Genomic DNA, 13,153 nt, shown 5'->3' with positions numbered 1-13,153 from the left:
GTGGCGGTTCGCTCCGCCCTCTGCCGCTTGCTTTCGTTCAGATATCCAGCACCAGCTTCGACGATTTCGACCCCGAACAACACACCATGATCGAGCGGTTGGACGCCTTGTCCTCATCGGTCAGGAAATGGTCGCGATGGTCGGGGATGCCTTCCAGCACCTTGACCTCGCAGGTGCCGCAGACGCCCTCGCCGCAGGCAAAGCCGATGTCGACCCCGGCGGAGAGCAGCGCATCGAGCATCGTCTCGCCCTCCTCCACCGCCACGGTCTTGCCGGTGCGCACCAGTTCGAGCGTGTAGCCGCCCTCGGTCGCCACCTCGGTTTCGGCGCTGAAATATTCGATATGGACGTTGGGCCTGGGGCGCTCGGCATTGATCGCCACAAAGGCGTCGAGCATGCCCGTGGGCCCGCAGCAATAGAGATGCGCGTCCGCCGGGGCTGCATCGCAGATCGCCTTCAGATCGAGCCGCTGGCCGCCCGGGATGCCGTCGAAAGCGATGATCACCCCGTCATGCGCTTCCAGATGGGCGACATAAGCCGCGCGTTCCGGCGAGGCGGAGACGTAATGCAGCTCCCAGCTGCGGCCCAGCTTCTGCAGCCGCGCGATCATCGGCAGCATCGGCGTGATGCCGATCCCGCCCGCGATCAGCACGGTGTGGGGGGCGTCCTCCACCAGCGGGAAGTTGTTCTTGGGCTCGGAAATCTCGATCACATCGCCCGCGCGCCATTTTTCATGGATGTGGCGCGAGCCGCCCCGGCTGGTCGGCGAGAAATGGACGCCGATCTCGTAAGAGCCGCGGATCGCCGGATCATTGGCCAGCGAATAGCTGCGGCTCAGCCCCGGCGCCAGTTGCACATCGATATGGGCGCCGGGTTCGAAAGCGGGCATCAGCCCGCCGCCCAGCGGCTCCAGCGTAAAAGCCAGAATGCCTTCGGCCTCCCAGCGGATGGCCTTGATACGTGCCTGCATCACACTCTCCCTTTGGCGCGATGCGTTTCGTGGCAACAGCCGACCGTCATGGATCGACGGCCTGTTCCTGCCCGTATGCGTGTCGTCACCTGATATGCCTGTCGTTTGAGGGGCCGGCGCATGGATCGCGCCGGCCCGGTTGCCTTATTCCGCCGCTTCGGTCCTTTCGGGCCAGCGCACCGCCTTGGTGAGCGCCACCTCATAGGCCTGCTGCAGCGTATCCTCCGGATTGTGCAGGAAAGATCCGGCACGGGCACGATAAAAGATGGAGGGGTCTTCCACGCCCGGCGGCACAGTGCCCTTGCTGGCCAGAGCGCGGGCGGCCAGCAGCACGCGGCGGCGCACACGTGCGATCATCTGGTCGGTCGGCGCCAGATTCTCGAAGCTGTGATCGGTGATCGGCCCCATGCTTTCGGTCACGGCCTGATCCTGCATGGTGATGTTGGGAATGCCGGTGAACTGCGTGCCGTTGCGCTGGCTTTCGCGGTCGATCGCCCAATCGTTGGCCTGGCTGTCCGCCGAGCGCCAGCGGCCGTACCAGTCGGTGGTGTTGGGCGCGTACTGGATCACATCGAACAGCGGCGTGCCATCCTTCAACGTCGAGGTGTAGGCAGGGTTGCCCGCATCCACGCCGCAGGTGATGTCGAAGAGCATCGAATGCTCGTCATCCATCGGCACCCAGGCGCGGGCGATGGCGCGGGTGGCGAAGCGGTTGTTGGGGGTCTGCGTCCAGAAGGGGAACATGTAATGCGCCACGCGCCATGACTTCTGCCCGTCGTCATTGGGGCGGTGCGCGCCATACATCACGCCCCAGTCGGACTGGGCGACCTCATATTCGGGGGCGCGGTCCAGCACGGTGGGGCGCATCGGATGGTCTTCATCCAGATCGTCCGCCTCGATCGAGCCGACATGCAGGAAGCCGACATGGCTGGTGTCAATGTCGCCTTCCAGCGCCTGAAGCCAGTTGCAGTCGCGCTGCAGGCACCAGATCTCGGCCTCGGGATGCATCGTCGCCTCGATTTCGGGGAAGGGCGGCGGGCTGGCCTGATTTTCGCCCATATAGACCCAGATCAGCCCGTTGGCCTCATGCGTCTTGTAGGCCTTGGCGTGGACCTTCTCCTTGAAGTCCATCCGCGCCGGGACCGAGGGCATGTCGACGCACTTGCCGTCCACATCGAACTTCCAGCCGTGATAGACGCAGCGGATGCCGTTCTGCTCGTTGCGGCCGATGAACAGCGAGGCGCAGCGATGCGGGCAGCGGTGATCCATGATCCCCACCCGGCCCGAGCTGTCACGGAAGGCGATCAGCTTTTCGCACAGGATCATCAGGCGCACCGGATCGCCATCGGCCTTCACTTCCGAGGACAGGCAGGCCGGCATCCAGTATTGGCGCATGAACGCCCCCATCACGGTGCCGGGGCCCACCCGGGTCAGATCGATACTGTCGTTGGACTGCATTGTCAGGCTGTTCCTCTGCTGGTGGCGGGTCCGGCGGGCGCTTCCTGTCGCGGAGCGCTGGCCTGCCCGGCCGTGACCTTGTCCCCGCCCTGTTAGAGCCTGAGGCTTTTTCGCCCCAATCAGAATAAGGTCTTACCATTCAGAAAGCGGGACGATGCACTTGCAGCCATTCATGCTTTGCTGCTTCTTGGCATCACGGCGGCACGCAGACCGCCCCCCCCATGGCAGAGCATGATCCACCGCTGATCACCCCCGAACCACGAAAGCCACAACGATGACCGAGACATTTTCCCTTCCCGCCAATGGCAGCTTCTCATTCAAGGACCGCACTGCGCTGGTGACCGGCGGCGGCCGTGGCGTGGGCGAGGCGGTTGCCCGTGAAATCCATGCCGGTGGCGGCAAAGTGGCCGTCAGCGATGTCGATCCCGAGGCGGCGCGGCAGGTCGCGCTGTCGCTCGATCCCAGCGGTGCGAGCGCCATGGCCCTGACGCTGGATGTGCGCAGCAAGGCCGATTTTCTGGCCGCCCGCGATGCTGTCTCGCAGGCCTGGGGCCGAGTCGATATCGTCGTCAACAACGCGGGCTATGCCAAGCGCACCCCCACGCAGGACATCAGCCCCGAGGAATTCGACGAGATCGTCCAGATCAACATGCGCAGCGTCTTCCTGAGCTGCCAGATCTTTTCCGAACATATGCGCGAGCATGGCTATGGCCGCATCGTCAACATCACCTCGCTGGCGGGGCAGAACGGCGGCACGGTGGCCTCGCCGCATTATGCCGCCTCCAAGGCGGGGGCGATCATGCTCACCAAATATTTCGCGCGCTATCTGGCGGGCAGCGGCGTGACCGTGAATGCCATCGCCCCCGGCCCGATCGACACCGCCAAGGGCCGCCTCAGCCCCGAGCAGATCGCCCGCGTGGAAGGGGAAGTGCCGATCGGCCGCTTTATGCAGGTCAGCGAAATCGCGGCGGCCACCGCCCTGCTGGCCTCGGATCGCGGAGGGTTTTTCGTGGGGGCCACGCTGGATATGAACGGCGGGCTCTATCTGCGCTGAGCACAGCCATTCAAATGGCACATAATCCTCATTCCGGTTTTGTTATGCCTTTATAAGATTGCAATTGGCCCACCCCCGGGGCGCATCATAGTCTCGCCCCCAAGAAAAAGGAGGGCATGAGCGCCCTCACGCCACATCTGTTCGGGAGATCGGCATGTTCATTCGCAACACATGGTATGTCGCGGCTTTTGCCGCCGAAATCGCGCCCGGCAAGGCATTGGGGCGCAAGTTCCTGAATGAGGCCGTGGTGCTGTTCCGCACCCAGCAGGGCCAGATCGCCGCGCTGGAGGACCGCTGCAGCCACCGCGCCATGCCGCTGAGCGCAGGCCATGTCGATGGCGATATCATCCGCTGCTGCTATCACGGCGTGGAGTTCAACGGTCAGGGCACCTGCACCCGCATCCCCAACCAGCAGCGCATCCCCGCCGCCGCCAATGTCCGGCATTATCCGGTGGTGGAAAAGGACCATCTGATCTGGATCTGGATGGGCGAGCCCGCTTTGGCCGATCCCTCGACCATCATCGACAACCCCGAGCATGATGATCCGCGCTGGACGTGGAAGCCCTTCAACTTCCATGTGAAGGCCGACTGGCAGCTGATCATCGACAACATTATGGATCTCACGCACGTCCCCTATATCCATGCCAAGACCATCGGCGGCAATCCGGAGCAGCATTACGGCGCCGACACCAAGGTGGAATTCGACGGTCGCCGGGTGACCCTGCTGCGCCAGATGCCCAATTCCGTGCCGCCCAAATCCTATATCGACGCCGGTGGTTTCAAGGGCCGGGTCGATCGCTGGCAGGAGGTCCGTTTCGAGCCGGCGCGCGGCATGACCTGCCGGGTCAATGCGGGCGGCTGCGATGCGGGCACGGGGGCCTATGAGGGCAAGCGCGACCACGGCTTCATGCTGGCCAACAACCATTTCATCACCCCCGAAACCGACACCACCAGCCACTACCTCTGGACCATCTGCACCACCGCCCCGCGTGACAGCGGCGTGCCCGAGGTGCTGTTCGACCAGTTCTTCGACACGATCACCGAGGATGAGGAAACGCTGCAGGCCCAGCAGGAGCGGATCAACGATGCGCCCATGCGCGGCTTTGTCGGCATTGCCAGCGACGGCGCCGTCAACCAGACGCGCCGCCTGCTGGGCACGATGCAGGAACAGGAGCAGGACCGGCGCATCCCGGCCTGACACCCATGCGCCGGGCCACCAAAGGCCCGACGCTGACAGAGGGCGGTGACTGGGGCTTGCCAAGGGCATCCATGAACCGCCCCCTTTGCCAAGGGGCTTGTTGTGATCCCCCTGTCGCCCCCGCCTGCCGGCAAGCCAGCCGCTTTTCGCCCCGCCGCCTTGCGCAAAGCCCGCGCCCTGATGGGCAAGGCGCCGCAAAGGCCCGCGCCGCTCTGGCTGCTGGGCATGATCGCCCTTGGGGCGATCATGACGGCCCATATCTTCATTCCCGCCCTGCCCTTTGCCGCGCACACGCTTGGCGCCAGCACCAGGGATATGCAGCTGACGATCAGCATCTACATCACCGGCCTTGCGGTGGGTCAGCTGATCTATGGGCCGCTCGCCGACTGGCTGGGGCAAAGGCGGGTGCTGATGGCGGGCCTGCTGCTCTATGTGCTGGCCAGCATGGCCGCCAGCATGGCGCAAACCGCGGGCGCGCTGATCGCGATCAGGCTGGTGCAATCGCTGGGCGGCGGGGCCGGGCTGGTGCTGGCCAGAGCCATTGCCCGGCGGGGCTGCTCCCCGCGTGAGGCCACGCATCGGCAGGCGATGATGAATCTGGTGATCACCCTAGGCCCGGCGCTGTCTCCGCTGGCCGGGGGCACCATCGCCGCCTTCTGGGGCTGGCGGATGATCTTTGCCCTGCTGGCGGTGCTGGGCTGCATGAACCTGCTGGGCACCTGGCTGATGATCCCCGATGGCAGGCAGCCGTCCGTTGCTGGCCGTCAGGTTCTGCGCAACTACCTCCAGCTGCTGGTGACGCCCGGCTTCCTGTGCTGGTCTTTGGCGGGGGGCTGCTTCACCACCTCGATGTATGCCCTGATCGGCGCGGCGCCTTTTATTCTGGTCAGGCAGTTCGGCTACACGGCGGATCGCATCGGCCCGCTTCTGGCCTGTGCCAGCGCGGGGATCTGGGTCGGCAGCATCGCGGCCAGCAGGCTGGCGCATCGCATGCTGCCGCAAAAGCTGTTGATGCTGGGCGGCTTCTGCGTCTGCACCAGCGCGCTGAGCTTCCTCACCCTGGTCATGAACGGCTGGCTCACCGTGGCCGCGCTGGCGATGAGCATGGGGCTGTTCCTGTTCGGCGCGGGTCTGTCCGGCCCCCCGGCGCTGACGCTGGCCATCAGCGTCAATCCTGTCGCGACGGCCTCGGGCTCGGGGATCTATGGGGCGTCCCAAATGGCCATTGGCGCGCTGTGCACCATGGGCGTCGCCTTCTCCGGCGATCCGGCACATGGCGCGGCCCTGACGATCACGGCGGCCACAGGCACCGGCCTGCTGGCCATGGCTATCGCGCGTGTGTCTCCGGCCAGACCAGCCGAAGCGGCATAGGCCGCCGCCCGGCGCGCCCTCATAATTTTTTCATCCGACCTGCGGAATCTGCCGGGCATGGCGTCATCGCCCACAAGGCCAGCCCGTTGGGAGATGAAACAATGACCATGCGCCACGCAGACACCCCCGCCCCCATCCGGGCGATCGCCAATCCTATGGCGTGACGCGGCAACTCGAATGGCCATGTGACCGGCCCCATGCTCCACAGCAGACCATGCCCTGATGCCCAGCCTTGCGGGAAAGAGACTGACCTCATGCCTTTTCGATATCGCTTTCTGATGCTTGCCTGCTCGGCGCTGGGGCTTGGTGCGGCACCGGCTCAGGCGGCGCTCACTGCCGGGGCCGGGAAGGCCACCATCGACCTGCCCGCCAGCCTGCTGCCGCTCGACGACTTCACCACCGTGCTCGATCCGCTGAGCGTGCGCGTGCTGGTGCTGGCCGATGGCGGCGGCCGCGCGGCCATTGCGGTGCTCGATCAGACCTCGCTCAGCGCCGGTGACATTGCGGCGATGAAGGATGCCGTCACCAGGGCCACGCAAACGCCTGCCGACAATGTGCTGATCGTGGCCAGCCATACGTTCTCGGCGCCGCATATGTTCCTTTCGGGCAAGGGTGATGAGGCCGAACGCTCGAAGGCCTATGTCGCCGAGATCATGCAGGCGCTGACCACCGCCGCGCAGCAGGCCGCCCGCAGCGCAGCCCCCGCGATGCTGAGCTTCGGCACCGCCACCAGCGCCGTCAACATCAACCGCAATGTCGAGATGGCCGAAGGCTGGTGGCTGGGCGCCAGCGAGGCAGGCCCCTCGGACAAGACCCTCGCCCTGCTGCGGATCGACGGGGCGGACCATCGCCCGATCGCCACGCTGGTCAATTATGCCGTGCAATCCTCGATCATGGACCACACGGGCGGAGAAGGCGCCACCGGCAAGGCGGTCAGCGCCGATCTGGCAGGCGCCACGGCGCGCCAAGTGGAGGACCATCTGGGCGGGGTCAGCCTGTTCATGACCGGCGCGGCGGGCGATCAGGTGCCCGCCTATACCGCGCTCCACAATGTCTATGATGCGGCGGGCCAGCCGGTGCCGGTCAATCTGGGGCGGGCGGGCTATCCGCTGGTGGCCCTGCAGGGCGAGCGGCTGGGCGCGGCAGCGGTGCGCGCGGCCAGCCATGCGCAGGCTGTGACGGGTGGCAGCGTCAAGGTGGTCTCCGGTCAGGTGTCCCTGCAGACGCAGGAGCGCCCGCGCCAGCTCACCCAGATCAGGCCGACCCGCAGCTATGCCTTCAAGGTCAATGGCAAGGCCGATGCGCCCTATACAATCCTGACGCTGGGCAATGTCGCCATCGTGGGCGTGCAGGTGGAGCTGAATGCCGCGACCGGCGCCTGGATCAAGGCCCATTCGCCCTTTGCCCGCACCATCGTGGCCACCATGGTCAATGGCGCGGCGAAATATCTGCCTGATGCGCAAGGCTACAAAGACATCACCTATCAGGCGATGAATTCCTCCTACGCCCCGGGATCGGGCGAGGTCTTTGCCAAGGCCATCGTCGCCCGGCTGGCCACGCTTGCCCCCCGCAAGCGCCCCTGACAAACACCCGCATGGACCGGAGAGCTGACGCATGAGCGATGTATCGAGACGAAATTTTGTGGCGGCAGGGGCCGTGCTGGCCGGAACGGCCTCGGCGATGGGGCTGGGCGCCTCACCGGCGCGCGCGCAACCGGGCGGCTTCAATGTGGCCTCCGGCGCGCCCGGCGGTCCGGGAGCTGACGGCAATGGCCCGGGCGCGCAAAAGCCCATGGCCCCGGGCCTTCAGGGCATTTCCGCGCTTTGCGAGGTGACCGGCGGCGGCGAGAAGGTCTATGGCATCGCGGTCAGCTATGATGTCGCCATCGATCCGGCCAGCCTGACGCCGGAGAGCTTCGCCGCCGGGGTCGTGCCCGCCGCCAGGGGCTATTTCCCCGGCATGCCTCAGGCGCCCGACAAGAACGCCACCAGCGAAGCGCCCCAGCCCCGCGCCATCGCGGCGATCTACACCAGCGCCGAGCCCGCCCTGCGCGCCGACCGCAAAAGCGTGGCCGGGCGCCATGTCATCCTCGAATTCGCGCATGAGGCCGATCTCAGCCTGCCCACCACCGACAGCGACAAGGTTGCCCTCTCGCAGAACAAGGCAGTGAAAACCGCCAGCGGAGCCACCTATGCCGCCAGCGACAAGGTGTGGAGCAATGTCGGGCGGCGCGGCAACAGCGTGGTCATCCGCGGCGTCGATGCCTGGGAGCAGAACCACTGGTGGTGGGACGATACGCGCTCGGCCTGGCTGGAATACAGCATCTATCTGCCCAAAAGCTTCGTCAAGCCCGGCGGCGAAAACAAGGCCTATCCGCTGGTGCTGGCCATCACCCATTCGGGCACCAGCTATGACGGCACCTGCGCCCAGACGCTGACCGAGCAATGCATCGCCAGCATCTGGAGCCTGCCCGAGGAGCAGGAGCGCCATGAATGCGTCATCATCACCCCGCGCTATGAACGCACCACGATGAACGACTATTGGGAGCATACCGCCGACGTCGAGAACACCTACCGGCTGGTCGAAAAGCTGCTCTCCAACACATGGAACTATGGCAATCCCAACCTGCCGGATCGCGCGAACAAGGTGCTGAAGATCGATCCCGGCCGGGTCTATTGCACCGGCTGGTCGATGGGGGCGATGACCTCGCTGTGGCTGATGGCGAAGCATGCCGGAACCTTTGCCGCAGGCCTGATCATCGCCGGGCAGCAGCGGCCCGAGGATGTCGCCACGCTGGCCGATCAGAAGCTGCTGATCATCACCGGCACCGAGGACGGCAAGGCCACCCCCTGGAACGAAAAATGCGTGCCCGTCTGGCAGCAGCATGGCGCGAAGGTGACGCGCCCGGCTGAAAAGCTCGATCCCGCGCTGATCTTTCCGGTGGAGCGGCAGCAGGCGCTGACGGTGCAGGTCGATGGCTATCTGGGCAAGGGCGGGAACATCACCTTCCTGACCTTTCAGGGCGTCGACCATATGGGTTCGGCGCGCAAATTCTTCTACATCAAGGCCGCGCGCGACTGGCTGTTCCGGCAGGTGAAGGCGTAAGGCTGATGGCGGGGTCGAAACTTCTGCTTCGGCCCCGTCACCACGCCAGCGCGGCGGTCAGGCCGAAATTGCGCGGCTCGCCGATGGTGACGGCGGGCAGCGTGGACATCTTCACCGCATAATTGGTCAGATTGCGCAGCCATGCCGTCAGGGTCAGCCCGCGCGCCGGCAAACCCAGTTGCGCGGAGAGGCCTTCCTGCCAATAGCCCGGCTGGAACCCCAGCAGACCGGCATCCTGCACCGGCCCGACCCAATAGCTGGAGCTATGCCAGGCCTGCCCCTTGAGCATCAGTTGCACGCCGGGCCTGTCGATCAGGCGATGCTCCAGATCGATGGTGGTGGTGAAGCTGGGCGAATGGGGCTGCGTGGTGCCATCCAGTCGGAAAAAGCGCAGCGCGCCGGTGATCTGGTCATTATAGCCGATCCAGCAACCCGGCGCGGTGGGCGCGGCCACGGTGGCACAGCTCCCCAGATGAGAGCCGAAACGCGCGCGGGTGAAGGCGCCGCTGATGCTCAGCGTATCGGCTCGCGTCAGTTGCAGCCGCGTCTGCCACTCCAGCCCGATGTTATAGGCGCGGGCGATGTTGAAACTGGGCAAAGCACAGGCCGCAGGCTGCCCCGAAGAACCGCCGCAAAGATAGCTGCTACCTCCCGGCAGGGTAACGGCGAAACCATTGTAATTCTCGATGTCCTGATACTGGCTCTGCCGGTAGTAGAAGGCGGCCAGATCGAAGGTCAGGCGTCGGCCAAACAGCTGGCCTTTGAGGCCGGTCTCATAGGCGGTGGTGGTCTCGCTGGCGAAGGCGCGTGCCGTGGCGGTGGCGCCATCATAAGCCAGACCGCCGGGGCGATAGCCGCTGGCCACCGTGGCATAATGCAGGATGTTGGGCCCCAGATCGACCTCCTCGCCGAAGCGAAAGTCGGTATGGGCGAAATCGCGTGTGTAGCTGGTGGCCACGGCGGAGGGGCGCAGTTCACGGTGATCCCAGCTCTGCCGCCCGCCCGCGATCAGCCGCAGGCGGGGCAGCACAGGCACCGTGGCTTCGGCAAACAGCGCCTGCGTGCGCGTGCCGACATGCGCCCCGCCCGCAGGGCCCGCCACCGCCTGCCCGGCATCGGACCAACCGGTCTTGCCGAATTGCCAGAAGTAATGGCCGATGGTCCATTGCAGCGGCGCGCCTTCCGCGCTGTGCAGGCGCACCTCGGTCGAGGTCTGGCGGAAGGGGGCATATTCATGCACGCCATAGCAACTGCCCTCACCGCTGACGGCCCATGGCGACTGGCTCCGCACACAGCTGGTCTGCGAGCCCGAGATCGCCAGATGGGCGGCGGTGACATCCAGCCGCATCTTGTCCCCCAGCCCCAGCGAGGCGTTGCCGACCATCGTCTGCTGATAGAGATCGGCGCGGTTCTTGGCCGGATCATAGCTGCCCTCGGCCCGGTCGCCCTGCGCCCAGGGGTTGCCGCTGCGGTTGATGCTGTCCCCGGCATAGGGGGCCACCTTGTCGATCATCACCGGATAGCCGCCTTCCGATCCGGTGCCGGTGCCGCCGATATGATCGATCTGATAGGTCAGCTTGAGGGTGAGCCTGTCCTCGGGCTGGACCAGCAGCCGCGCGCGCAGCGACTGGTTGCGCAGATTGGCCAGCGCCGGATGAAACCAGGAATCGCGCCGTTCCGCGCTGGCGGCCAGCCGCAGAGCAACACTGTCCCCCAGAGGCAGGTTTTGCGCCACCTCCAGCCTCGCCATGGCGGCGCGCCCCACGGCGAGGCTGGCACTGCCCGAGCGGTCACCCAATTGCGGCTCATGCGCGATCACATTGACCACGCCCCCTTCCGCATTGGGGCCATAGCGCGTGCTCTGCGGCCCCTTCACCACCTCGACCCGGTCGACATCGAGGAAGCCTGTGGTGGTACCCAGAGCGATGATCGAATAGACCCCGTCAAACTCCAGCGCGACGGAGCCTTGCGTCGTCCCGCTGGGCATATCGGCCCCCAGCCCGCGAATGTTGATCGAATAGCCGCCGGGCTGGCCGCTGGTGCTGACACCGGGCATTGCGCCCAGAATTTCGCTCACATTGCTCATGGCCTGAGCGGCAATCGCGCTGCCCGGCACCACCTGCACCGTGGCGGAAACCTTCTCAAGCCGCTGGCGATAGCGCGCGGCGGTGACGATGATCTCGCCCGGCGGAAGATCGGGCACTGGCGCGGCGGCAGCGGGCAAAGGCGCGGGCTTTGCGCGGGGCGGCGGCGGCGCCCGCACCGCCTTGCGGCGGATCAGGATGGTCTCGGCATTGATCCGCAGCCATTCCAGATCGGTTCCGGCGAGCATCCGGCCCAGCGCCACCTCGACCGGATAGGCGCCCTTCAGCCGGGCGCTGCGGCGCCCTTGCGTCAGCGAGGGATCGAAGAGGATCTGCACCCGCTCCAGATCGGCGAGGCGTGACAGCGCCTGCCCCAAAGGCTGGGCAGGCAGATCGAGCGGGAGGGGAGATTGCGCAAGCGCCTCGGCAGGGCCCATCAGGCAGGCGCCTGCCGCCGCCATGCCGCATATCAGCACGGACCACACACCGGAGCGGCGCGTGTTGATCTCCATGGGCTCTCCCTGACCGGCGCCTGTGACGCTTCTGCCGGGGAGATGGCCATGGTCGGGCGCGGACTGCAAGAGGGCCGGGCCGGGATTCCCCCGTTACGCTCAGCCCCGACGCAGAAATGATCACGCCCGCAGGGGGATCAGCGCCAGAACAGGGCTTGGCGCCCGCCCTTCCGGCGCCGCAGATACAGCTCGCGATACATCCACAGCCCCGATCCCGCGAACCACATCAGCGACAGACCCGCCATCAGCCCCAGCCAGCGCCCGATCATGCCGAACTCATCGCCGCGGTGGATGCGCTTGAGCCTTTCATGCCAGTCCCAGCCCGTGGGGAAGACCGTATCGGGATAGGTCGGCTCGCTCATGCCGGCGCGGCGGCCTTGGGCAGTGTCGTAAACCAGCTGGCGGGCCAGCGGCTCGCCGGTGATGATCACGCCTTGCGGCATGCCCGCGAAGATGCGGATACGCAGGGCGCGGATCGGCGCGCCGCCGCTCTCCGCCTGATGGAGGGTCAGTGTGGTGCGGGCGATGGTGGACACCTCGCCCGCTGTCAGCGGGCGGCTCTGATCCGCGATCATGCCTTGAGGCACCACGCCAAAGGCCAGTCGATCAGGATAACGCAGCCGATAGATCTGCAGGGCCAGACTGTCGATCGACAGGATCGTGCCGCTGACAGCCACCACCAGCAAAGGCACCGCCATCACCGGCCCCAGCGCGCGATGCGCCACCCGCGCCGCGCCGCCGCCCTTCCATGCCGGGGCCCGCCGCCCCATGCGCCAGCGCGCGCGATAGAGCTGCCACCACAGCAGCAGCCCGGCGATCACCGCAAATCCCAGCCCCAGCCCCGCCAGAGCGTTAAGCCACAGCATGCCATCGCCCAAACTCCACAGCCGGTGCCAGCGCTTGGCATAGAGATGCCAGGAGAACGGAGGCCCCTTCTCCCGCATCACGGGCGGATCGGGCAGGCGCCGCCCGCTGGCCGGATCGAAACGCCAGAGGGCGTCCTCGCCCATCCCCGCCTGCCCAACCGCCTTGCCGCCCTGCATGCGCAAATCCACCCAGCGGATCGCGTTGCCCGGCGCGCTGGCATGGGCAGCAGCGAAGACGCGCTGCGCCATGGCCGCCGGATCGGAGGCAGGCGGCAAGGCAGCGGCGGTGTAATCGCTGGCGGCGATCACCGCGTAATTGCCGGGGCCATCCATGCTTTCGCGGATGGCCATCATCTCCGGGTCCGTTTCGGGGGCATGGGTGAGCAGCGCGTGCAGGTCGATCCCCTGCACCACGCTGCCCGTCAGCCCCAGATAGAGCAGCAGCAGGCCAAGCGCGCTCCCCACCCAGCGATGCCATCGTCTTGCCTGCATGGTCCTGCCCTTTATCGCAGGCGGCCACCACAGGTGGCGACCG

Annotated in this window: 9 protein-coding genes; 5 read left to right on the top strand and 4 right to left on the bottom strand. The window is 66.3% G+C overall.

Features of this window, described 5'->3' with window-relative positions; all coding sequences use genetic code 11:
• Positions 1-37: 37 nt before the first annotated feature.
• Positions 38-970, bottom strand: a complete 933-nt coding sequence (locus tag HGK27_RS25980) for a PDR/VanB family oxidoreductase (RefSeq protein ID WP_206243717.1) — start codon at positions 968-970, stop codon at positions 38-40.
• 144 nt (positions 971-1,114) lie between these two features.
• On the bottom strand, positions 1,115-2,428 hold the full coding sequence (locus HGK27_RS25975) for a Rieske 2Fe-2S domain-containing protein (protein WP_241127486.1): 1,314 nt from the start codon (positions 2,426-2,428) through the stop codon (positions 1,115-1,117).
• Positions 2,429-2,702: 274 nt separating this feature from the next.
• On the opposite strand from HGK27_RS25975, the gene HGK27_RS25970 reads away from it, so the two are divergent.
• The 5 genes from HGK27_RS25970 to HGK27_RS25950 all read left to right on the top strand — a co-directional run bounded on the left by HGK27_RS25970 (position 2,703) and on the right by HGK27_RS25950 (position 9,156).
• The gene (locus tag HGK27_RS25970; protein WP_206243716.1) at positions 2,703-3,482 is read left to right on the top strand and encodes an SDR family NAD(P)-dependent oxidoreductase; all 780 of its coding nucleotides are present in this window, start codon (positions 2,703-2,705) and stop codon (positions 3,480-3,482) included.
• A gap of 154 nt (positions 3,483-3,636) precedes the next feature.
• Complete coding sequence (locus HGK27_RS25965; RefSeq protein ID WP_206243715.1) at positions 3,637-4,680, top strand: aromatic ring-hydroxylating dioxygenase subunit alpha; 1,044 nt, start codon at positions 3,637-3,639, stop codon at positions 4,678-4,680.
• Positions 4,681-4,782: 102 nt separating this feature from the next.
• Positions 4,783-6,051, top strand: coding sequence for an MFS transporter (locus tag HGK27_RS25960; protein ID WP_206243714.1), 1,269 nt, complete (start codon positions 4,783-4,785; stop codon positions 6,049-6,051).
• A 254-nt stretch (positions 6,052-6,305) separates the two neighbouring features.
• A complete protein-coding gene (locus HGK27_RS25955; RefSeq protein ID WP_206243713.1) occupies positions 6,306-7,634 on the top strand; it encodes a hypothetical protein in 1,329 nt (442 codons plus the stop codon).
• A 31-nt stretch (positions 7,635-7,665) separates the two neighbouring features.
• Complete coding sequence (locus tag HGK27_RS25950) at positions 7,666-9,156, top strand: alpha/beta hydrolase-fold protein (RefSeq protein WP_206243712.1); 1,491 nt, start codon at positions 7,666-7,668, stop codon at positions 9,154-9,156.
• A 37-nt stretch (positions 9,157-9,193) separates the two neighbouring features.
• Here the strand turns inward: HGK27_RS25950 and HGK27_RS25945 are convergent, their stop codons facing one another.
• Complete coding sequence (locus HGK27_RS25945) at positions 9,194-11,752, bottom strand: TonB-dependent receptor domain-containing protein (protein ID WP_206243711.1); 2,559 nt, start codon at positions 11,750-11,752, stop codon at positions 9,194-9,196.
• Between the two features lie 137 nt (positions 11,753-11,889).
• Positions 11,890-13,110 (bottom strand): PepSY-associated TM helix domain-containing protein, encoded by a 1,221-nt coding sequence (locus tag HGK27_RS25940; RefSeq protein ID WP_206243710.1) that lies wholly within the window; start codon positions 13,108-13,110, stop codon positions 11,890-11,892.
• Positions 13,111-13,153 lie beyond the last annotated feature (43 nt).

It is taken from the genome of Novosphingobium terrae, assembly GCF_017163935.1.
Taxonomy (GTDB): domain Bacteria; phylum Pseudomonadota; class Alphaproteobacteria; order Sphingomonadales; family Sphingomonadaceae; genus Novosphingobium; species Novosphingobium terrae.
This window is presented reverse-complemented; position numbering and strand designations above follow the sequence as displayed.